The following is a 20,998-nucleotide window of genomic DNA, read 5'->3' as shown; positions in this document are numbered from 1 at the left end:
ACCAATAGGAAACTGCTCTACGATAATCACCAAAAACGTTCGTTATTGGTCAAAACAGCCCTTAGCGTAAGAAAATTCGGGTTTTTCCTTCCAAAAAATGTCTTAAATTAACGAGTGGGCTTATTTTTCGTTATCTAACCTGATTACCAAAAATAATGAATAATCAAATAATTTTAAAAAGGAAGATTATAGTTATTAAAATTTGAATGCCATTTTCCATCACCTAGGTATTGACAATGAAAGTAATGTACATATCCTATCGTTTTTTACATTTACGCGCCTTAGAGGATTCGAACCTCTGACCGTACGCTTAGAAGGCGTATGCTCTATCCAGCTGAGCTAAAGGCGCATTATATGAATGGCGGAGAAGGAGGGATTTGAACCCTCGCGCCGGTTACCCGACCTACACCCTTAGCAGGGGCGCCTCTTCAGCCTCTTGAGTACTTCTCCATAAAAAAATGGCTCCGCAGGTAGGATTCGAACCTACGACCGATCGGTTAACAGCCGATTGCTCTACCACTGAGCTACTGCGGAACAAAAATATATTATTATGGTGGGCCTAAATGGACTCGAACCATCGACCTCACGCTTATCAGGTGTGCTCTAACCAGCTGAGCTATAGGCCCATATTGGAGCCGGTGATGAGAATCGAACTCACAACATCAGTTTGGAAGGCTGAGGTTTTACCACTAAACTACACCCGCATTTTTGGAGGCAACACCCGGATTTGAACCAGGGATAAAGGTTTTGCAGACCTCTGCCTTACCACTTGGCTATGCTGCCATAACTGGGCTAGCTGAACGCATGACGGAACCGCCATTTTAATAAAAATTAAATAATGGAGCCTAGCGGGATCGAACCGCTGACCTCCTGCGTGCAAAGCAGGCGCTCTCCCAGCTGAGCTAAGGCCCCATGTTGTTAATATCAATTCTCGACTGGTCGGGAAGACAGGATTCGAACCTGCGACTCTCTAATACAAAATATAAGATAATTTAAATTTGGCACGATTTTAGTTCTATCTTTGAAAATAATTTTATACCCCTGCAGGCGGGCTTTCCTCTCGTCTCTTTTTTATGCTTATGTTCCTTATGTGTTGAACAGAGTAGTTTACCGGATGTACAAAAACATTTGTTGAAAAACAATAAGATAGCCAACAATCTTATTTTAAATTAAACAGATTAAAGTTAAAGCCACCGTTTTTAAACGGTGGCTTTAATGGTGGAATGATGTAAAAGGAGTGTTTTGGGGGACATATTTAAGAAGAATCACTTCGGACACTGCGGAAGTACGACTCGATATCCAGGAAAAAAGACAGTTACTTTATCCCCAGGTAAAAAATATTCGTCCCATGGATTTTGAGGGTAAGTATTCTGACGATTTAACATTTAACCACTTCTCCTGATAATTTTATTAATAACAGAATATTTCTAACCCAAAAGGGGTAACCGTATCAAAACGGGAAAATTATAAATCGAAGAAATATTAAATCAGTGAGGGATTATAAACATTATGAAGGATAATAATTATGTCTGGTAATGTACTTGGCGAGCTTTTTCTATGGGCAGCCCTACAACCACATCAAAATGTTATTACTGTAGATATTGCTATAACAACAAATAGTATGATTAAAAATAACCTAGTTACATATGCGGAAGGAACCCTTACTTATAACTCAGGTATTACTATCCTTGGGCCAGAGGTACCACCTGTATTTCAATCAGGCTCTGGAGGAATTAAACAATATTTTAGTAACAAAAGAAACTTAGATTGTCCATTTAATTGCAATGAAACTGGTCGACTTGGAGTGACAATCATTATGGGTGATGATGTTTAAGTGGAATCGTCCAATTTGGGTCAATACTGATTCTACGGCTGGGAGAGGAAGGTCGCTTAACTATGGTGCGTGAGAGCCCATCCGTTAGTCTGACTCCAACGACCACGGTGCACCACTGACTGTCGCTCCCTTACGGGAAGCACACATGGTAGATTAATCCTATTCTGGTTGCTGCACCAGCCTCTAATTTATATTCATTGCCGTAGAAAGGATGTTTTCAATGGAAGTAGTCATTGAAAGAGCATGCGGTATGGATGTCCATAAGGACAATATTACTGCCTGCATTATGACACCAGAAGGAAAGGAGATTCAAACGTTTTCTACTAAAACTGTATTTTTATTACAGTTGGTTGATTGGATTAAACAGCACAATTGTACCCATGTTGCCATGGAAAGTACGAGTGTATATTGGAAGCCAATCGTTAATTTACTAGAGGCTGAAGACATTGAGTTTTTAGTGGTGAATGCTCAACACATGAAAGCTGTTCCTGGACGCAAAACCGATGTTAAGGATGCTGAATGGATTGCTAAACTTCTACGTCACGGACTCTTAAAAGCTAGTTATATTCCAGATCGAAATCAACGAGAACTGCGTGAACTAGTTCGATATCGTCGGAGTATCATTGAAGAACGAGCTAGACAACAATAATCGAATTCAAAAAGTGTTAGAGGGTGCAAACATTAAGTTAGGCTCTGTGGTTTCAGACGTTTTGGGCGTTTCTGCACGGGACATGCTCAACGCTATTGCCGAAGGAGAAGAAGATCCTGAAAAATTGGCAAACTTTGCTCGACGCACAATGAAAAAGAAGAAAGATGAACTGGAACTAGCACTTAAAGGTTATATCAATTCACATCAACGGTTAATGTTAAAAACCATTTTAAATCACATTGATTTTCTTACTGAACAAATTGATATGTTGGATCAAGAAGTATCTCAAAGAGTCAGTGCTTATCAAGAAGATATAGATCGGTTAGACTCAATTCCAGGTATATCTAAGAAAATGGCTGAACAAATGTTATCAGAGATAGGTACAAATGTTAAAAAGCAATTCCCAAGTGCTCCTCATATGTGTTCCTGGGCTGGATTAGTTCCTGGACATAACGAAAGTGCAGGAAAAAGGAAATCGGCTAAAACCAAAAAAGGAAACAAATATTTAAGGTCAGCTTTAACGGAAGCAGCTCATTCTGTTAGAGGATCTAAAAACTATCTCGGAGCACTGTATAGGCGTACAGCACCACGAAAAGGCAAAAAACGTGCAGGAATTGTAGTCGCTCACGCAATATTACGCATCTCTTATTATCTTTTGACCCGTAAAGAAATGTATGTAGATTTAGGTGAAGACTACTTTGATAAGCAAAAACATCAATCTACACTTAAAAACTATTAACTATTCACGCTAACATCCATAAAAATAAGCCCCCATATTGAAGGAGACTTTGTTTTATCATAATTCCTTATCTACATTAGGGAATTTTTGAAGGGTTTCTTGTTTTGTACTAATCTACTCTAATTTGTTCATTTTCTTCTTCAAATAGACCCTTCTCTCTTCGATAAATTTCAAAATAACCTCGAACTCTTTATCAAAGTCTTCGATTTGTTCCTTTTTATAAGGATCCTGAAGCACATATGGTCGAATAGATTGGAGTAGCCCTTCCACTTTCGGAGCCAAATACTCTACTGTAAATTGCTGATTCATGATTTCTTCAAGCAGATTTCGGTATTGCTTGCGAAAATTTGCTACATCTAATAGCCGTGCTGTCAAGGTATTAAATCCTTCAATCGGTACATAGTCAGCTTCCATGATTTTTCCGTTTACATCCCTTCCCCATGTTGCATCGTAATCCCAAGGAATAACTTCAAAAAGTCCTGTTTCCCCATTCCGATAAAGCGCATAATTATGGACAAAACCGTCATAGTTTGCCGTGAAAATAATTCCTGCGACCCATCGTAAGTATTTTTCTACATTAATATAATTGATAATTTCTTTTTCAAAATCAGCTCTTGAAATGGTATTAATTTTAAAAATGAGTTCCTGTAAATAATAATCGTCTGCATCTAATCCCCATTTTTTTTCATATCCCAACTCCAGTGACTTTTTCGTTTCTTTATCCAAATCGCTCATTAGTGAAAAATTCGCATCGCCATCAACCGCATAGAAAATGGCTCCATTGGGCAGCGATCTTCTTTTCAAGAAATTTTCATCTACTGATTCAATTTCTAAATAAACTCCTTCTGTTCTTCCATTTAAGATTAAAAAAACGTGTTGCGATCTTGGTGAAAGATTACCAATATCCGAAAAAAAATCAAAAGATAATTTATTTCTTATTAAGGATGGATCCTTGTACTCTGCGTTAAAATGCACATGTTTTACACCTTTGAATGTTTTTGGTTTATAAAAAGAGATTTGATAAGACTTTTTCAAAAATTTACGAATATGGGAGCCGCGATAGCTTAAATCAATATCGAGTTTTTTCCCTTCAATCGTTAACTGTGCAGGAATCGGGTCATCAATCCAAATGTCTCTTTTCAGTTCCTTTAAACCAATTGGATTAATAAAAAGCTTATATTGCGGTAAATTTGTGGCCTCGTCCATTTCTTTAACCTCCTTCCTTTATACGTATGTGTGAATTAATCCGGCAGTTACTTTCGGACATGTTTTTTGTCATAATTAAGCAATTCCCCCATACAAAAGAAAGCAAAGAAACGTAAATTAATTAAGAAGAGGAGTTTCATGGACATTAAATATTTGCCTTTGGTACTCCCTTTCAAGAAAAAAGGAGGTGCAAAAAAATGAGATTTTTTTCAGAAGATGATATTCAAAATGCAGCCGAAAATGCAAGAGAAGGCGGGTTTTGGGACTTTATGTTCAATGACCCCGGCTCGAATCGCACTTCACGCAGAACTTCAAGACGAAATACTTCCAGACGACGTACATCCCGCAGAAATACTTCCAGACGAATGACTTCTAGAGTTCGAAATACTTCTCGCAGAAATACTTCCAGACGAATGACTTCCAGAGTTCGAAATACTTCCCGCAGAAATACCTCGAGACGGATGACTTCCAGGGTTCGAAATACTTCCCGTAGAAATACCTCCAGACGAAGGACTTCCAGAGTTCGAAATACTTCTCGCAGAAATACTTCCAGACGTCGTAATACTTCCCGCAGAAACACTTCCAGACGTCGTAATACTTCCCGCAGAAACACTTCCAGACGCTGCAGAACTCCGCACGGCAGCCCATCCAGATGGGTTACTACATCACGCGGACGCAATCAAGTAAAAAGATGTTGGGAAGGCAGTAACATGTGGGAATTTAGAATGAGAAGAAGATAACTAAATCCTAAATAACGACAGGCACCATCCAAATATTGGATGGTGCCTGTCCCCTGTTAGAAATTCACAAATGCATCTTTAGCATGGATAGTTGTCTTTACGACTTTATTATCTTCCAACCACTTCGCAACATTTGTCCATGTTTGCGGATCCTGGTAGCCAAAAGCCTTATTTTTTGCATCCATCAGTGGAAGCAGAATTTGCAAGCTCTTTGTTTCTACATCCTTATCCAAAGGTGAGGATTTATCTTCATGCTTCATTAAAATCGACAATCCCTCTTCAGGATTTTGCTGGACATATTGTTGTCCCTTTGTAATTGCTGCCAAAAACTTTTTGAACACTTCCGGTTTTGTCTTCAGTTCTTTTTCACTGCCAACTAAAACTAATTCATAATAATCCGGAACACCAAATTCTTTTGGATTTAATGCCCGCATTGGATGACCTTCTTTTTCCAGCAATAATTTCTCGTGGTTGATATAACCTCCGATAAGCGCATCTGTTTTCTTCGTTGCCATTGCCGGGATCAAATCCCAGCCAACATCAACCATTTTAATTTTCTGCGGATCACCGCCGGCTGACTTCACCATCGTTTGAACAATGGCTTCATCTAACGGAATCGAAGGATAACCGATTGTTTTCCCGGCTAAATCTTTAGGTGATTTAATCGGTCCATTGGCAGGTACCATTAACTGATTAAGCGGATGGCGGACAAGAGCTGCAAATGATTGAACAGGGATATTTTCCCCGCGTGCAACTAACACCTCCGGCTGATAGCTAATCGCCATGTCGACTTGGTTGGCAGCAACTAATTTAAGCGGATCGTTTGTATCAGCAGGCATTTTAATATCGACATCTAAGCCCTGCTCTTTAAAATATCCCTTTTCCTGTGCTGCATATAGCAAGGAGTGTACGGCATTGGGATACCAGTCTAACATTAATGTAACCTTTTGGGTTTTCTGGTTAGTACCCGAATCCTTCTTTGTGCCGGCCTGATTATCCTTATTTCCGGCACTGCAAGCACTTAATAATAGTAAAAATAAACTAATGATGATGAAAAAACTTTTTTTCATTGTTTTTCTTCCTTCCTAGCGAACTTTATTCTTCAATAATTGCTTTTCGATAAACCCTATTAATAAAAAAAGAATGATTCCGAGTAATGAAAGTAGAAATATTGCAGCAAATACGGCATCTGCCTGGAGATTTCCTGACATTCGCCGGCTGAAATACCCTAAGCCTTCGCTTGCACCAAGCCATTCGCCAATGGTCGCTCCTACGACACAATAAACAACAGACATTTTCAATCCTGAAAAAAAGGTTGGCAGCGCCAGTGGAACTTGGATTTTCTTAAAAATTTGCCAGCGATTTGCCCCCATCGTCAGCAGTAATTCGCGATATTCCTCACCCCCAACCTTTAGCCCATCATATGTACTAACGACGATCGGAAAGAAAGCTGTTAAAATAGTAACGGCAATTTTACTCCAAATCGAGTAACCGAACCACATGATAAAAATCGGAGAAATCGCAATTAGCGGCACTGTTTGTGATATTACGAGAAAGGGATAAAGTACCTTTTCCAATGCCCTCGAAAAATGCATCCCAACCCCAAGAATCACACCACCGATGAGGGACAGGACAAAACCGATCATTACCTCTTTAAGGGTTGCAGGCAAATGCTGTTCCAACAAAAGTTGTCGGTTTTCCATCAAGGATTTCCAGATGGATGAAGGAGAAGGCAAAATAAACGATGGAATAAATCCATTTCTTACAACCCATTCCCATAAGCTTATAAGAAGAACGACGACCAATACAAATAGACCATAGTCATCTGTCCATTTTTTCAATCTACTTTTCATTGTGAATTAGCATCTCCAATTCTTTTCTCATCGCAATGAACTCTGATTGATAAATAATCTCCGAACGCCTCGGTCTTGGCAAATAAACGGGCATTTCTTTCACTTTACCCTTGCCATCACCGGTTAATAGATAAATCCGATCGCTTAATAAAATCGCTTCCTCCAGGTCATGAGTGATAAACAATACCGTCTTTTGTAAATCGCCCCATAATTCCAATAACCAGCTGTGCATGTTATGCTTTGTCATCGAATCGAGAGCACCAAAGGGCTCATCTAATAAAAGAAGGTCCCTGCCTGTCATGATTGTTCTTAAAAACGCGACTCGCTGCTTCATTCCTCCGGATAGTTCATGCGGATAGGCGTGTTCATATTCAGCCAAGCCAAACCGTGTTAACCACTCCCTAATTTCCGCCATTTTGCCCTGCTTTTTTTCCCTCTTAATTTCTAATGGTATTAGCACATTGTCCATTACTGTTCTCCAAGGTAAAAGCAAATCCTTTTGCGGCATATAGCCCACTTTTCCTAATCTATTTTCTGACTGTTGGCCATCTATCCGGATTAGTCCTTGATCAGGCTCCAATAAACCCGTTATCAGTTTAAAAAGCGTGCTCTTTCCTGAACCACTTGCACCAATTACGGAGACAAACTCCCCGGACTTCACATCCATTTCGATGTCTTGAAAAATGGACTTCGAACCTGCGTTACCGGGTAAAGCATACGAAAGTTCTTTTATTGTTAAAATTGCCGGACTAGACAGGCCACTCGCCCCCCTGATAGACCATATCCCAGAACAGAAATTCATACCGGGATGTCGTTAAAAAATGCTCTTCGATGACTTTTAATTCCCGCTCCGGCTTCCCGGCTGCCAATTGGTCTAACAAATCAATCAGCCAGGTAGCCAATGAACCGAATTCATTTGAGGAGTACATCTTGATCCATTCCCCATAGAAAGGATGCTCTGTTGATCCCGGATATTTTTCCGCGAGCATTTTGCCGATTTCCCAGTAGCTCCACATACAAGGAAGCAACGCTGAGATCAATTCTTCCAGAGACCCATTCTGCGCGACATTCAGCATGTAGCGTGTATAGGCTAAATTAATCGGGGTAGGCTTTGTTTCCTCCAACTGCTGATGGGTAATTCCAAACCGTTCAGCATATCGACGGTGCAGCTCCATTTCTCCGTGCAAGGTCTCATGCAGCAGCCTTGCAAAAGCAGCCATCGTTTCGAGGTCTTTTGCCTTTACGGCACCTAAAGCAAAAAGCCTGGAATAATCAATTAAAAACACATAATCCTGTTTCATGTAACGGATAAATGATTCAACAGGCAATTCCCCAGTGCCCATCCCCACTACAAAAGGATGCAGATGGGTTTTCTCCCAAATTCCCGTTACTTTTTCAAAAAGAAATTCTGTAAACTTCATTTTTTTGCCTCATTCCTGGTAGTATTGCACCATTCAGCAATAAAAACGGCTAATACTTTTGTAAAATCTACTAATTGCCTGATTTCAACTTTTTCATTGACGGCATGGGCATCCTCTAATTTTCCAGGCCCAAATATGACCGTTGGAATTCCTGCCCGTCCAAGCCAACCTGCATCGGTAACAGTTGGAGACATTCCTATGTTTGGCTTTTGCGTTAACAATTTTTCAAATGAATCTGCTAACAGAAGCGTACCCGGGTGCTCAGGATCAATTTCTAATGAAGGGAAAATCTCACCCCGATCCTCAATCATCGATTTTCCACCCCACGTGAATTGCGGCGGATTATCTCGCAACCACGGATCGGCTTCAGCCACCGCATGAATATGCTGTTCAATTTCCTTGATAACCGCTTCGTAATCTTCATTCGGATAAAAATGAACCGTGATCCAGAGCGCACAGCGATCGGCAACAAAAGCGGCATGCCTGCCTCCTTCAATTACAGCAGGATTAATGGTATTGCTTCCAGGTTCGAAGCCTTCATAGCTTTTCGTTACAGCCCAATGCCGTTCAAGCTCCTGAAGCCCCGAAATGATTTTCATCATTTTCTCAATTGCACTGGCACCCTTAACACCGCCACCCGCATGTATCATCTTCCTGCGCAAGCCATCGTGATAGGTTTCTTTACTTTGAATTGTAATCCAACCTGTAATGACGCCGCCCTGTCCTTGGATATGTAAGTCACTAGTATCGACGACTACAGCATAATCGGCTGTATATCCTTTTTCGGTACAATCAAGGGTTCCCGCTTCTCCCACTTCTTCGCCGATGACCGACTGAAATTGAAGATCTCCTTTAAGCGTGATACCAAGTTCTTTTAATAGTTTAATAGCCATTAGCGATGCTGCTATTCCGCCCTTCATGTCGGCAACACCGCGTCCATAAATATAAGAATCTTTGATATAAGTGGTAAACGGTGATTCATCCCACTCTTTATCATCACCAACCTCGGCGACATCCATATGACCGTTGATAATTAAACTATTATATTGATCAGATGCTTCTCCTTTTAAAACGCCGACAACATTGGGGTCACCAGGGTACACATCCCACTTATCGGTTTTAAATCCCAAATCTTCCAAGTATTCTTTAATGACTTCCTGCACATCATTTGTATTACGTGCAGGAGGGCTTACTGTTGGAAACGCAATTAGTTTTGTCAGTAATTCAATCAATTCTTCTTTTTTTGCTTCCACTTGATCCGAAATCTTTTGTGACAAATCTTCAGATATCGCTCTCATTTTTCTTTCCCCTTAATTGCAAAATAAAAACCACTCACTTTCGGAGAAATGAGTGGTTTGAAGATTAATGTCAAATTAAATGAGGCTGACATAAATGATTCGTTCCACTTCCCTCCGCTGGTATCATCCAGATCAGGTTCAAAGGGTCTAGAACAAAGTTCCATCTCAGCCAAAGGCCCCCCTAGTGTGAGTCGATCAACATATAAAGTTCAAAATATAGTAAAACTATAGCACAGAATTAGAAAATGTAAAGTAATATTACTCTTTTCGTTCCGGAATCACACAGCTGCCATCCGCACAGCTTGCATCTTCTGCATTCTCTGATGAAAGGTTCTGCAACACCGGTGAGGCAGATTCCTCTTGCCACACTTGTTGGAGCGCACCATTGAATGTTGCAGTCGGTTGTGCACCGGAAATTGCGTATTTTTGATTTATAACAAAATAAGGTACGCCGCCAATGCCATATTGTTGTGCAATTGATTCATCAATCCGAACATCATTTGCATAGGCGTTTTTATCCTGCAGCATCTTTAATGTTTCATCACGGTCAATGCCTGCAGCTTCTGCGATATCTGCCAAGGTATCGTAATCCCCGATGTGCTTTGATTCAGTAAAGTATGCATAAAGCAGCTTTTCAGTAACTTCTGCTTCTTTCCCATACGTTTTCGCAAATTTTGTCAAACGATGGGCATCAAAGGTATTCGTTGGTTTCATCGTGTCAAAGTGGTAGGTTAATCCCACTCCGGCAGCCTGCTGCCCAACATTTTGATTTGCTTGTTTAGCTTGTTCAAGACTCATACCATATTTTGCTGCTAATACTTCGTGCATATTTTTATCGATATTCTTTGGTGAATTTGGATCGAGCTCAAAGCTTTTAAATTCCACTTCTACCTGATCCTTATGTGGAAATTGATCCAGCGCTTCCTCTAACCTGCGCTTCCCAATATAACAAAAAGGACAAGCGAAATCAGACCAAACTTCTATTTTCATGTAAACACCTCGATTTTCTACGATTAAGTACTATAGTAACACAACCAGCATAAATCCCATATTTAGCTGCTTAAGACCGAAATATTTACCCTTTAATAAAAGGGTAAATCCTTTGGCCTGGTTTTAACAAAAAGTTGCCTTTTTCACCATAAAACCGGGGCCGCAGCAAGCGGCACCCGGTCATATGAAAATCATTACTTCACTTTATCAACAAATTTGTTTGTATATGTCTGGCTAAGATCGACACTCTTTACAGCCGGTTTAAAGGCAGAGAGAATTTTCTGAACATTTTCCGGAACCCCTGCAGGCATTTTTCCATCAGTTGTGAACATTGGAAGCTGACCTTTAAGGGCCTGGATATATACGGCTTTATCACCTGCATAGTACTCCTCCGGCATTTTATCGGCAATTTCTTCAGGAGTATGGGTACTCATCCATTTCAGTGTTTTTACATAGGCATTAGCCAATTTTTGCACAACATCCGGGTTCTTTTTCACAAAATCGTAATTCATATAGAGACTTGTAGAGGCATATTTTCCGCCTAATGCCGCTTCTGTACCATCTTTAGAGTTCATATCCACAAACGTGTAAGCTAAATTTTTATTCTTTAGTAATGTTGCAGTTGGCTCACTTGTTACGGCTGCATCGATTCGGTTATTTTGCATTGCAGCGATTAAAGTCTGACCGGCTCCAACCGGCAATGGTTTATAATCGCTTTCCTTATTGCCGCCTTTAACTACATTGTAACTTGCCAGCATATTTGTAGAGGAGCCAAGTCCCGTTACCCCGATGGTAAGTCCCTTTAAATCCGCTAATGTTTTCACTTTATCCTTTAATCGATTGGCTACCATCAGCTGCTCACCCGGAACGTCGGCCATTGTTACAACTGATTCGACCTTTTTCCCTTTTGTTTGTAAGTCAAGGGTATGATCGTAAAATCCCCCTGCTCCATCGACCTGTCCGGCTAAAAGGGCTAGCTCGGCATCCTGTCCGGCACTTTCCTCAACCAGGGTTACTGTTACTCCTGCTTCCTTGTAATAGCCAAGCTTTTCAGCCAGCATATACGGCAAGTAAATAATTTTCTCCAAGCCGCCGACCATAATCGACACCCTTGGAGTTCCTGATGTAGATGTACTGCTGTTGTCTTTTGTTTTGCTTGGTGCCGATGTTGTTGAAGAGGAAGAACATCCTGATAACAGCATCGCTGCAATTGCAATACCTGATACCCCAGTGCTTAATCTTTTCATCGTTTTGTTCATTAATAATTTCCCCCTTATATTTTATAGATAAATAGATATAAAACTCGTTCTTATAGAATTGTCTAGCTCCAGCTCCCAGCGACTAGTGTACTTCCCTCTCCTCCTTACGATAAGTCAACATCGAATCGCAAAAAACGCGATTCGTGTTTCCTTTATCTCATACGGAGCGGTCCAGTCCATACGTCGCTTAACGGTCGCTTCCGCTTATATAAGTTATTGGCGGATATGCCGCCAAGCAATAAACCGTTTTTCCAGCTTTGATACTCCCCAATCGGCAATTAACGCGGTGATGGACAGTATGACCATCCCTGCAAAAACACCTGTTGTATCAAACGCACCCTGTGCCTGGGCGATTAGGTAACCCAGTCCTTCTGTTGCACCAATGAATTCACCAACAACCGCCCCGATTAAGGCAAAACCAAAGCTTGAATGCAAGCTCGATAAAATCCATGTAAGGGCAGAAGGGATAATAACATGACGGGCTAATTGGCGTTTGCTTGCTCCTAAAAGCCTCGCGTTGTTCACTAAATTCCGATCCACCTCTCTTACCCCTTGAAAGGCATTAAAGAAAACAATGAAAAACGTAAGAACTAAACCTGAAGCAACCTTGGAGGACATGCCAAGTCCAAACCATAGGATAAAAATTGGAACAAGCACAACCCGCGGAATGGCATTGATCATTTTAATATAAGGACCTAAAATAACCGAAAGAAGTTCATTAACTCCTAATGCATAACCGAAAATGATTCCTGCGATTCCTCCCAATACAAAGGAAAGGATTGTTTCCTCAAAAGTAACCAGGAATTGAAGGTATAGCGGGCCGGCAGTAGTTCCATTTACCACCCATGTCCAAATATGCTTCACGATATCGAATGGACTTGAGAAAAAGAATGGATCTATCAAGGCCCGACTGGATAAATATTGCCAAGATCCCATCAGCACAACAAACACTGACAGCTGCAGGCTTAAATTGCGGACTCGAAGTTTTAGCGCTTTCTTCTTTAACTCTGCTCTTCGAGAAACTACTTCCACACTAGCAGGACTAGGAATGGAGTTTGTTTGCGTTTTCATAACTGATCATCACCTCGTCCTTCAAATCTTCCCAAATTTGTTTGTGGATTTTCATAAAAGCAGGATCAAAACTTATTTCCGCGACATTACGAGGTCTTGGCAAATCAATCCGGTAATCTCCTTTTACCGTAGCCCCCGGTCCTGCCGTCAATACAATGACCCTGTCACTTAAAGCAATTGCTTCCTCTAAATCATGTGTGATAAAAAATACCGATGCGGACGTTTCTTCCCAAATCCGAAGCAATTCATTCTCCATCAAATGTCTTGTGTGGACATCAAGGGCCGAGAACGACTCGTCCATTAGGAGAATTTCGGGTTGAACAATTAAACTTTGGGCTAATGCCACCCGTTTTCTCATCCCCCCCGAAAGCTGAGAAGGATAATGTCCTTCAAATCCTTTTAATCCAACACGGGCAATCCATTTTCTTGCCTCTTCATAAGCTTCAGCTTTACTCATTCCCCGTAACCGTAATCCCAAGGAAACATTGTCGATGACTGTTTTCCACGGAAAGGCATTTTCTGTTTGGAAGACACAGGCAGCCCAGGGATTGATCCCTTCTAATTTCTCACCCGAAATAAGAACTTCACCGACTGAAGGAGGTTCAAACCCTGCAATTAAACTTAATGTTGTTGATTTCCCACAGCCAGTTGGTCCAACAATCGAGACAAATTCTCCTTTTGAAATTTTCAAATCAATATTTCGCAAAACAGTATGGACTTCCCCTGACGGCTTAATAAATTCTTTTGTGACTCCTCTTAGTTCCATCATTGCCGGAGCCGAATGTGTCATGGCCTGATATACCTTTTTCTCCAAAGCACCCACTGGATTCCCCCATTTCTATATTTTTGGTAACGTTTACATTATGAATTATAGAAAATTCAAAACATTACGAAAATATTTACGCGATATGTTTGATAAAAACAATAAAAACAATTTAAACGATTTCCCCAACTGGAATAAATACTTTTTTGATATAGACTGCCTCAAGGTTTTTATTTTAAAATAAAGGTAGTTTTATTTTTCTGAAAATTAATAAACTTCTCCCTTTGAAGCGGAAAAGGATGTGTTTACGGTTGAAACGGAAAAAAGTCCCCATGAAGCTGCGTACTAAAATTAATGGTCTCATTTTATTAAATCTATTATTTGTCCTTGTACTTTTTATTGTCACTTTATCTATAATAATGGTTCACAGGGAATATGGAGAGACTGGCACGAATGCCCTGGCGGTTGCGAAAACGGTTGCAGGATTACCTGATGTCGTCCAAGCCTTCAAGGAGCCTGACCCCTCTTCGATCATCCAGCCAATTGCCGAAAGTATCAGAAAGAAAACAGGAGCTCAGTTTATTGTCGTTTCAAATATGAAGTTAATTCGCTATAGCCATCCTGATCCATTGAAAATCGGCAGGCATATGGTGGGCGATGATGACAAGAAAGTATTGCTTGGAAAAGGAAGCATTACGCAAGCAACGGGCACACTGGGTTTGTCGATTCGTGGAAAATATCCTGTATTTGACCGGCAGCATCATCAAATTGGTATCGTTTCAGTAGGCTTTTTAATGGAGAATATATGGAAAAAACTAACTTCCTTAATCTTAGAAATTATCGGAATTGGAATAATCGCTTTAATCGTCGGCCTCATTGGTGCATTTTTACTCTCCGGTCATATTAAAAAGCAAATTTTCAATTTGGAACCACACGAAATTGCTTTTCTTACACAACAGCAAGCTGCGATTCTTGAATCCATTCGGGAGGGGATCATCGCAGTGGATACAAACGGAGTTATTACTACCTTTAATCGGGAAGCAAAAAGTGTGTTACCAAAGGAATTTGGCGACCCAATCGGGAAAGCGGTTACATCTATCCTCCCCAGCTCACGACTCCATGAAGTTATAAGCGAAGGAATTTCCCATTTTGACCAACCGATGATTGTTGGCAACTCATTGGTAGTTGTAAACCGAATCCCCGTTAAACTTAATGGTGCAGTGATTGGTGCTGTAGCAAGTTTTCGTGACAAATTACAGCTTGATCAACTGGACCAAAGGTTAGCAGATATCGGCCAGTACGTGGATACATTACGGAGTCAGCGCCATGAATTTATGAACAAGCTTCACCTCATTTCCGGCCTAATCCAAATGAAGGAATATGAGCTTGTAAAAGAGTTGATAGATGAAGTACACAATGAACAACAAAATGTTCTCGACTTTTTCCTAGCCCGCGTTCGTGACCCGGCAATTGTTGGCGTACTTATCGGCAAAATGCATCGGGCCAAAGAACTGGGAATTCACCTAACCATTACAGGTGACTCAAGCGTGTCCGAGCTTTGCCCCCACAGGGAAACCGTTCTGACGATTCTGGGTAATGCAATTGAAAATGCTATGGAAGCGATTAATACACTTGATAAGGAAACGCACCCCGCTACAACGATAACGGTCCATATTAAAGAAGATGAACGCCTTTATATGGAAGTGAGCGACACAGGTCCCGGTATTGATCCAAAAATAGGCGACCAAATGTTTGAGGATGGCAAAACAACTAAGGGGGAAGGACGAGGATTTGGTTTAGCATTAGTATCCCGTTTAGTCTCAAGATTAGATGGTACTATCTTTATGATTTCTACCCCAACAGGGGCTACATTACAAGTAAGTTTACCACGAATGGAGGGCTCGTCATGAGTCAGCAATTATTGCGTGTTTTGGTTGTGGATGATGATTTTATGATTGCAAAGCTTCATGGTAAGTTTATTGCATCTCAAAAAGGCTACCAATTAGTTGGAACCGCACATAGCTTTGAAGAAGCGTTAGCAATGATGGATTTGGTGGAGCCCGATTTGCTCTTATTAGATGTGTACCTCCCGGATCAGTCCGGGATAGAGCTGTTAAAAACCATTCGGATGCAAAATAGACGTTGTGACGTGATTTTAATTACCGCTGCAAAAGAACTGGAAATCGTCGAAGATGGCTTTCGCTTCGGAGTCATTGATTACCTTATCAAGCCTTTTAATCTTAATCAGCTTCAAACAGCTCTATTAAAATATGTGAAATTTAAATCCAGGCTTTCTTCCTCAAGCCAGCTGGACCAAGGTACAGTGGATGATTTGAAAAAACTGCGAATCTCGGAATCAACGTTTTTACCAAACAATCAAAAAGGAATTGATTTACGTACTTTAGAGAAAATAAAAAAATGCATCACCTACTCACCTGAACCGCTAAGCGCCGAGCAAATTGCAAAGTTAGCCGGCGTCAGTCTTTCGACAACTAGAACGTACCTCTCCTATTTGGTGGAGGAACAAGAGTTGATTGAAGAACAACAATACGGGACGGTTGGGCGGCCGCTAAGATTGTATCGGATTGTAAACTAAAGGCGGACCAATGATAGTATCATTCAATATAAAAAGCAGTGGGGCCTGACCTCACTGCTTTATCTTTGTTTTTTTAATTATCAGGAAATTACTTACTTTTGTTTTCTTGGAACAATGAAAAGGTAGGAAAGAACTGCACCGCCTCCTGCACATACAATTACAATTCCCATTGGTATTGCTGTATGCCCTCCCCCTATTCCAACAAGGGGGGCAACAATTGCCCCAAACGCTAGAGATAAAACCCCAAGTAGCGCTGATGCACTACCTGCAGACTTTCCTTGTTTTTGCATAGCGAGTGAAAAACCGGCTGTATTAACAACACCCACACTTGAAACAACAAAAAATAATGGCAGTAAAATATATATAAGGTCAGCCTGTGACAGCAGGAGAATTAGCAAAAGAATTCCCCCTATAAAGGACATACAAAAGCCAAAGACCAGAAGCTTAGACTCATGAATCCGCCCCGCCAATCTGCCCGTGGTTTGACTGGCAATCATTATCCCAATCCCATTAATAGCAAAAATGAGACTAAATATTTGCGGTGAAGCGCCATAGATATTTTGCACAACAAAAGGAGAGCCGGAGATATAGGCAAACATCGCTGAAAAAACCAGCCCCTGCACCAATGCATATCCAATGAAACTTCGATCCAATATCAGGTTTCGAAACGTCTTAATGGTATTTTTAAATCCACCGGCTGAACGTCTTTCGGCATGAAGGGTCTCAGGTAAACCATATAAGACCACAAAAAACATCACAATACCAATTAAACCCAAAACGATAAATATGCCCTGCCAAGGAACAAATTTCAGCAGCTGGGCACCGAGAACAGGAGCGAGGATCGGAGCGACTCCGTTTACTAAAGCAAGAAGGGAAAAGAACCTCGTTAGTTCCGAACCGGAATATAAATCGCGGACAATCGCCCTCGAGATAACAATACCGGCAGAACCAGCCAAACCTTGAATAAACCGTAAACCAACTAATGTCCAGATAGAAGGGCTGAAAACACATAATAGGGATACAATAAAATAGGTGATTAAGCCGATCAGAAGCGGTTTTCGTCGCCCGCCTACATCACTAAGCGGACCTGCTAGCAGCTGTCCTGATGCCAAACCGAGCAGGAAAAATGTCAAGCTAAGCTGTACAAAAGATTGACTCGCGTGAAAATCTTTTGCCAAATTAGGTAACGCAGGCAAATACATGTCTATGGATAAGGGACCAAACGCAGCTAACGATCCAAGCACGAGGGCCATCCATATCCTTTTAGATCGGGAAATCACTCCCTGGTTGTCTATCGAATCATGTAAAGAATTTCCCATTTTTTGATTCAATCCTCCCTGCCTACCTTTTTACGAAGAATTTCTTTTTAGAAATGGCTCTGTTAAACTTGCCTGATGATTTCCGCTCCAGGCACTCGCTTTCCGCGGGCGGTCGGGAGCCTCCTCGGCGCTAAGCGCCTGCGGGGTCTCCCTTGACCTGCTTTTCCCGCAGGAGTCTCGCGCCTTCCGCTCCAATCAACATAGTGAGCTAAATCAACAATGAGCTTTAAAATATCCTTAGAAATAAATAGTCTTGTTATTTTTACTTATATTTCGCTTTACTAAAGAACCTTTATATTTTCACATATTACCAGATTTTCTCTAAAATTAAAAATAAAAAATTCCACATCATTGATAATGTGGAATTCAGGCTTTCTTTTTGTTTACATTACCACTGAAACCATTACTTATATACAAAAAAGAGCTCTGACCATTAGCTCCTGTTTAGCTTTTTTAAGACGTCAGAATATTTTTCATTTCTTTCTTAACTTCAACACAGCGAGCGGGAGTTGGAAATAGTTTCCCCGCATTTAATAGATTATTAGGGTTAAATACATCTCTAATATCTGTTTGCGCCTTAATTTCTTCATCGTTAAAAATAAATCGCATTTCATCTTTTTTCTCAATTCCAACCCCATGTTCACCGGTAATAGAGCCGCCAACCTCTGCGCATACTTTTAGGCATTTACTTCCAGCCTCAATCGCTCTTTCTGTTTCTCCCGGTTTTCTGGAATCAAACAGGACAAGGGGATGAAGATTTCCATCACCGGCATGAAAAATATTCGCAATCCTCAATCCGCTTTCCTCGCTGATTTTATTGATTTTATGTAATACTTCCGGCAGTTTACTTCGCGGGATTACGCCATCCTGAACCAAATAGTCAGGGGATATCGCACCCATAGCACCAAACCCGGTTTTTCGATTCGCCCACCATCTTCCCCTTTCCTCTTCATCTTTGGCCACTTTTACCTCCCTGACATTTCTGTTTTGACAAACTTCTAGGATTAAATCAATTTGATCATCAATCCCTGCTAAAATCCCATCTACCTCAATCAACAATACGGCTTCAATATCCTTCGGATGTCCTACCGGAAAAGCTGCCGACTCTACACCTTCAATCGCCGTTTTATCCATCATCTCAAGTGCTGCAGGGACGATACCGGTGGAAATGATGTCGGAAACAGCCTGACTTCCATCTACAACCTTATCAAAATAGGCCAGTACTGTTTTTTTTCCCTCAGGATTTTTCAATATTCGAACGGTTATTTTCGTCACAATGCCCAACGTTCCTTCTGAGCCGGTTAAGATGCCGAGCAAATCGTAGCCAGGGAAATCCTGTATCCCATTTTTTCCAATTTCAATAATTTCGCCATTTGGTAAGACAACCTCCATACCCAAAATATGATTTGTGGTTACACCATATTTAAGACAATGGGCACCTCCGGCATTTTCGGCGACATTTCCTCCAATTGTACAAGCGTACTGACTCGAAGGGTCAGGAGCATAGTAATATCCTTTGCCGGAAATCGAGTTTGTTAGCTTTAGGTTTACAAATCCAGGTTCCACTACGGCTCGTCGATTCTCTAAATCTATTTCTAAGAGCCTTTTCATTCTAACAAGGCTTATAATTACTTCATTATTTAAGGGAATAGCGCCTCCACTGAGTCCTGTCCCTGCCCCGCGCGCAAGAAATGGCAGGTTATTTTTCGAGCAATATTTAACAAGCGTTGAAACCTCTCTTGTATCCTTTGGAAAAACCACCGCCCTTGGCAAATGTCTCTCTATCGTATAACCATCACAATCATAAGCAAGCAGATCTTCCTTTTTATAAAGAATCGAGTTAGGGCCAGACAAAAGTTTCTCAAGATTAATGATATGAACGTCGCTTGTTTTGATTGATTTTCGCATCATCAGACATTCCTCTCTTGTTCTTCTTTTTGATAGGCCCAGTCCAGCAGTTGAACAGTATGAACGATTTTTTGGTCCCTTCCGTATTTTTGCACACCGACTGCCATTTGGAGCATACAGCCGGGATTCCCCATCGAAATCATTTCGACATCTTCAGGGACATTGGTCATTTTGCTTTCTAAGACAGCTCCTGCCATTTCCGGATTCGTAATATTATAGATCCCTGCACTTCCACAGCACCGATCCGCATTGGGCATATGTACCATTTCCACTCCCGGAATATTGAGAAGCAGTTCACGCGGTTCTTGTCGAATTCTTTGTCCGTGAGCCAGATGGCACGCATCATGGTACGTAATACGGGTCTTAAATTGCGCTTTAGGTTTTTCATAGCCTGTATCATAGAGAAACTTGGAAATGTCTTCTACTTTTTTAGAGAACTTTTTTGCTTTGGCTGCCCACTCAGGATCATCATGGAATAATTCAGGATATTCTTTTAACATACAGCCGCAACCTGCAGCATTTACAATTACTTTTTCCGATTCCATAAACGCTTCAATATTTTGCTTGGCTAATTTCCTTCCTGTATCCCGATCTCCGGCATGAACATGCAAGGCACCACAGCATGCTTGATTCTTTGGGATTGTTACATCGTTACCATTGCGGGTTAATACATTTATGGTAGCTTCATTGATATCGCTGAACATCAAGTCCATAATACACCCTGTTAAAATCGAAACTTCACGTTTCGTTTCGTTCTTTGCTTTAATTAGTTTAATATTTTTATATTTTTTTCGTACAGAAGTTTTTACTTCCGGCATAATGGATTCCATTTCAACAAGGTGATCAGGCATAATATTAATAAGACCTGTTTTTCGAACAACCTTTTGAATGCCGCTCTTTTGATAAAATTTCAATAACTTTCCAACAGAATTTAATCGCTCATGGTGTGGAAAAAGGGATTCGAGGAAAAATTTGCTAAGACTTCCCTTCCAACCGGTTAGTGGTATAGCTTGCCTAATTTGACCACGAGCCTCTTCAATTAGGCCCCCTACATCAACATTTGATGGACAGGCAGTGGTACAGGCGCGGCAATCAAGGCATGCGAACACCGGATCCGAGAATGCTTCATTTACAAATAACTTTCCTTCGGCAACAGATTTAATCAGGTGTACCCGGCCTCGTGGCGAATGCTGTTCCTGGCCTAATTGTTCATAGGTCGGGCAAGCTTCCAGGCACAAACCGCAATGAACACAATCAGCCCATTTCGTCTCTTTTGGAGGATCACTCCATAAATAATTACCAAAGTCTCCCGTTGAACATGCAGAACTCTGCTTTACTTCCTTAAGGTTCAT

The 20,998-nt window shown here is 41.0% G+C and carries 17 protein-coding genes, 7 tRNA genes, 1 pseudogene and 1 riboswitch; of the genes and pseudogenes, 5 read left to right on the top strand and 20 right to left on the bottom strand.

Annotated elements, in window-relative coordinates:
- Positions 1-275 precede the first annotated feature (275 nt).
- The 7 genes from AC3ANV_RS10845 to AC3ANV_RS10815 form a co-directional block, all read right to left on the bottom strand.
- Positions 276-349: transfer RNA gene (locus tag AC3ANV_RS10845), tRNA-Arg, on the bottom strand.
- Between the two features lie 10 nt (positions 350-359).
- Positions 360-450: transfer RNA gene (locus AC3ANV_RS10840), tRNA-Ser, on the bottom strand.
- A 9-nt stretch (positions 451-459) separates the two neighbouring features.
- Positions 460-534: transfer RNA gene (locus AC3ANV_RS10835), tRNA-Asn, on the bottom strand.
- A 17-nt stretch (positions 535-551) separates the two neighbouring features.
- Positions 552-626: transfer RNA gene (locus AC3ANV_RS10830), tRNA-Tyr, on the bottom strand.
- Positions 627-630: 4 nt separating this feature from the next.
- Positions 631-704, bottom strand: a tRNA-Gly gene (locus AC3ANV_RS10825).
- 5 nt (positions 705-709) lie between these two features.
- A tRNA-Cys gene (locus AC3ANV_RS10820) sits at positions 710-783 on the bottom strand.
- 56 nt (positions 784-839) lie between these two features.
- Positions 840-912: transfer RNA gene (locus AC3ANV_RS10815), tRNA-Ala, on the bottom strand.
- A 613-nt stretch (positions 913-1,525) separates the two neighbouring features.
- Here AC3ANV_RS10815 and AC3ANV_RS10810 point away from each other — a divergent pair.
- Together AC3ANV_RS10810 and AC3ANV_RS10805 are read left to right on the top strand one after the other, a co-directional pair.
- Positions 1,526-1,834, top strand: coding sequence for a hypothetical protein (locus AC3ANV_RS10810; protein ID WP_488313606.1), 309 nt, complete (start codon positions 1,526-1,528; stop codon positions 1,832-1,834).
- Between the two features lie 220 nt (positions 1,835-2,054).
- Positions 2,055-3,222: pseudogene (locus AC3ANV_RS10805) on the top strand (IS110 family RNA-guided transposase).
- Between the two features lie 114 nt (positions 3,223-3,336).
- Here the strand turns inward: AC3ANV_RS10805 and AC3ANV_RS10800 are convergent.
- Entirely contained in the window at positions 3,337-4,428 is a 1,092-nt protein-coding gene (locus tag AC3ANV_RS10800) for a CotH kinase family protein (protein ID WP_488313605.1), read from the bottom strand.
- 197 nt (positions 4,429-4,625) lie between these two features.
- On the opposite strand from AC3ANV_RS10800, the gene AC3ANV_RS10795 reads away from it, so the two are divergent.
- Entirely contained in the window at positions 4,626-5,168 is a 543-nt protein-coding gene (locus AC3ANV_RS10795) for a CotG/ExsB N-terminal domain-containing protein (RefSeq protein WP_488313604.1), read from the top strand.
- Between the two features lie 56 nt (positions 5,169-5,224).
- Here AC3ANV_RS10795 and AC3ANV_RS10790 read toward each other — a convergent pair whose 3' ends face one another.
- The 9 genes from AC3ANV_RS10790 to AC3ANV_RS10750 form a co-directional block, all read right to left on the bottom strand.
- The gene (locus tag AC3ANV_RS10790; protein ID WP_488313603.1) at positions 5,225-6,238 is read right to left on the bottom strand and encodes an ABC transporter substrate-binding protein; all 1,014 of its coding nucleotides are present in this window, start codon (positions 6,236-6,238) and stop codon (positions 5,225-5,227) included.
- 15 nt (positions 6,239-6,253) lie between these two features.
- On the bottom strand, positions 6,254-7,021 hold the full coding sequence (locus AC3ANV_RS10785; RefSeq protein ID WP_488313602.1) for an ABC transporter permease: 768 nt from the start codon (positions 7,019-7,021) through the stop codon (positions 6,254-6,256).
- Positions 7,011-7,823: an ABC transporter ATP-binding protein gene (locus AC3ANV_RS10780; RefSeq protein ID WP_488313601.1), complete on the bottom strand. Its 813-nt coding sequence runs from the start codon at positions 7,821-7,823 to the stop codon at positions 7,011-7,013. The genes AC3ANV_RS10785 and AC3ANV_RS10780 overlap by 11 nt, the downstream gene beginning before the upstream one ends.
- Positions 7,771-8,442, bottom strand: a complete 672-nt coding sequence (tenA, locus tag AC3ANV_RS10775) for a thiaminase II (protein ID WP_488313600.1) — start codon at positions 8,440-8,442, stop codon at positions 7,771-7,773. The genes AC3ANV_RS10780 and tenA overlap by 53 nt, the downstream gene beginning before the upstream one ends.
- Positions 8,439-9,740 carry an acetylornithine deacetylase gene (locus AC3ANV_RS10770; RefSeq protein WP_488313599.1) on the bottom strand — a complete coding sequence of 434 codons (1,302 nt, stop codon included), beginning with the start codon at positions 9,738-9,740 and terminating at the stop codon, positions 8,439-8,441. The genes tenA and AC3ANV_RS10770 overlap by 4 nt, the downstream gene beginning before the upstream one ends.
- 92 nt (positions 9,741-9,832) lie before the next feature.
- Positions 9,833-9,933: riboswitch (TPP riboswitch) on the bottom strand.
- A 65-nt stretch (positions 9,934-9,998) separates the two neighbouring features.
- Positions 9,999-10,730: a DsbA family oxidoreductase gene (locus AC3ANV_RS10765; protein WP_488313598.1), complete on the bottom strand. Its 732-nt coding sequence runs from the start codon at positions 10,728-10,730 to the stop codon at positions 9,999-10,001.
- Between the two features lie 194 nt (positions 10,731-10,924).
- A complete protein-coding gene (locus AC3ANV_RS10760; protein ID WP_488313597.1) occupies positions 10,925-11,989 on the bottom strand; it encodes an ABC transporter substrate-binding protein in 1,065 nt (354 codons plus the stop codon).
- A 213-nt stretch (positions 11,990-12,202) separates the two neighbouring features.
- Positions 12,203-13,060 (bottom strand): ABC transporter permease, encoded by an 858-nt coding sequence (locus tag AC3ANV_RS10755; protein ID WP_488313596.1) that lies wholly within the window; start codon positions 13,058-13,060, stop codon positions 12,203-12,205.
- Positions 13,032-13,883 (bottom strand): ABC transporter ATP-binding protein, encoded by an 852-nt coding sequence (locus tag AC3ANV_RS10750; RefSeq protein ID WP_488313595.1) that lies wholly within the window; start codon positions 13,881-13,883, stop codon positions 13,032-13,034. Before AC3ANV_RS10750 ends, AC3ANV_RS10755 begins: the two co-directional genes overlap by 29 nt.
- 251 nt (positions 13,884-14,134) lie before the next feature.
- On the opposite strand from AC3ANV_RS10750, the gene AC3ANV_RS10745 reads away from it, so the two are divergent.
- Complete coding sequence (locus tag AC3ANV_RS10745) at positions 14,135-15,733, top strand: ATP-binding protein (RefSeq protein ID WP_488313594.1); 1,599 nt, start codon at positions 14,135-14,137, stop codon at positions 15,731-15,733.
- Positions 15,730-16,419 carry a response regulator gene (locus tag AC3ANV_RS10740; RefSeq protein WP_488313593.1) on the top strand — a complete coding sequence of 230 codons (690 nt, stop codon included), beginning with the start codon at positions 15,730-15,732 and terminating at the stop codon, positions 16,417-16,419. Before AC3ANV_RS10745 ends, AC3ANV_RS10740 begins: the two co-directional genes overlap by 4 nt.
- Before the next feature lie 92 nt (positions 16,420-16,511).
- Here the strand turns inward: AC3ANV_RS10740 and AC3ANV_RS10735 are convergent, their stop codons facing one another.
- The 3 genes from AC3ANV_RS10735 to AC3ANV_RS10725 form a co-directional block, all read right to left on the bottom strand.
- The gene (locus tag AC3ANV_RS10735; RefSeq protein ID WP_488313592.1) at positions 16,512-17,738 is read right to left on the bottom strand and encodes a multidrug effflux MFS transporter; all 1,227 of its coding nucleotides are present in this window, start codon (positions 17,736-17,738) and stop codon (positions 16,512-16,514) included.
- Between the two features lie 453 nt (positions 17,739-18,191).
- Positions 18,192-19,649, bottom strand: coding sequence for an FAD-linked oxidase C-terminal domain-containing protein (locus AC3ANV_RS10730; protein WP_488313591.1), 1,458 nt, complete (start codon positions 19,647-19,649; stop codon positions 18,192-18,194).
- Positions 19,649-20,998 (bottom strand): (Fe-S)-binding protein, encoded by a 1,350-nt coding sequence (locus AC3ANV_RS10725; RefSeq protein WP_488313590.1) that lies wholly within the window; start codon positions 20,996-20,998, stop codon positions 19,649-19,651. The genes AC3ANV_RS10730 and AC3ANV_RS10725 overlap by 1 nt, the downstream gene beginning before the upstream one ends.

The sequence above is a fragment of the Neobacillus sp. DFD-2R genome (genome assembly GCF_057747865.1).
This window is presented reverse-complemented; position numbering and strand designations above follow the sequence as displayed.

What these genes read in the sequence shown, in the direction of transcription:
- AC3ANV_RS10810 (WP_488313606.1), top strand. Translation starts at nt 1,526, where the DNA reads ATGTCTGGTAATGTACTTGGCGAGCTTTTTCTATGGGCAGCCCTACAA.
- AC3ANV_RS10800 (WP_488313605.1), bottom strand. Translation starts at nt 4,428, where the DNA reads ATGGACGAGGCCACAAATTTACCGCAATATAAGCTTTTTATTAATCCA.
- AC3ANV_RS10795 (WP_488313604.1), top strand. Translation starts at nt 4,626, where the DNA reads ATGAGATTTTTTTCAGAAGATGATATTCAAAATGCAGCCGAAAATGCA.
- AC3ANV_RS10790 (WP_488313603.1), bottom strand. Translation starts at nt 6,238, where the DNA reads ATGAAAAAAAGTTTTTTCATCATCATTAGTTTATTTTTACTATTATTA.
- AC3ANV_RS10785 (WP_488313602.1), bottom strand. Translation starts at nt 7,021, where the DNA reads ATGAAAAGTAGATTGAAAAAATGGACAGATGACTATGGTCTATTTGTA.
- AC3ANV_RS10780 (WP_488313601.1), bottom strand. Translation starts at nt 7,823, where the DNA reads ATGAATTTCTGTTCTGGGATATGGTCTATCAGGGGGGCGAGTGGCCTG.
- tenA (WP_488313600.1), bottom strand. Translation starts at nt 8,442, where the DNA reads ATGAAGTTTACAGAATTTCTTTTTGAAAAAGTAACGGGAATTTGGGAG.
- AC3ANV_RS10770 (WP_488313599.1), bottom strand. Translation starts at nt 9,740, where the DNA reads ATGAGAGCGATATCTGAAGATTTGTCACAAAAGATTTCGGATCAAGTG.
- AC3ANV_RS10765 (WP_488313598.1), bottom strand. Translation starts at nt 10,730, where the DNA reads ATGAAAATAGAAGTTTGGTCTGATTTCGCTTGTCCTTTTTGTTATATT.
- AC3ANV_RS10760 (WP_488313597.1), bottom strand. Translation starts at nt 11,989, where the DNA reads ATGAACAAAACGATGAAAAGATTAAGCACTGGGGTATCAGGTATTGCA.
- AC3ANV_RS10755 (WP_488313596.1), bottom strand. Translation starts at nt 13,060, where the DNA reads ATGAAAACGCAAACAAACTCCATTCCTAGTCCTGCTAGTGTGGAAGTA.
- AC3ANV_RS10740 (WP_488313593.1), top strand. Translation starts at nt 15,730, where the DNA reads ATGAGTCAGCAATTATTGCGTGTTTTGGTTGTGGATGATGATTTTATG.
- AC3ANV_RS10735 (WP_488313592.1), bottom strand. Translation starts at nt 17,738, where the DNA reads ATGGGAAATTCTTTACATGATTCGATAGACAACCAGGGAGTGATTTCC.
- AC3ANV_RS10730 (WP_488313591.1), bottom strand. Translation starts at nt 19,649, where the DNA reads ATGATGCGAAAATCAATCAAAACAAGCGACGTTCATATCATTAATCTT.
- AC3ANV_RS10725 (WP_488313590.1), bottom strand. Translation starts at nt 20,998, where the DNA reads ATGAACCTTAAGGAAGTAAAGCAGAGTTCTGCATGTTCAACGGGAGAC.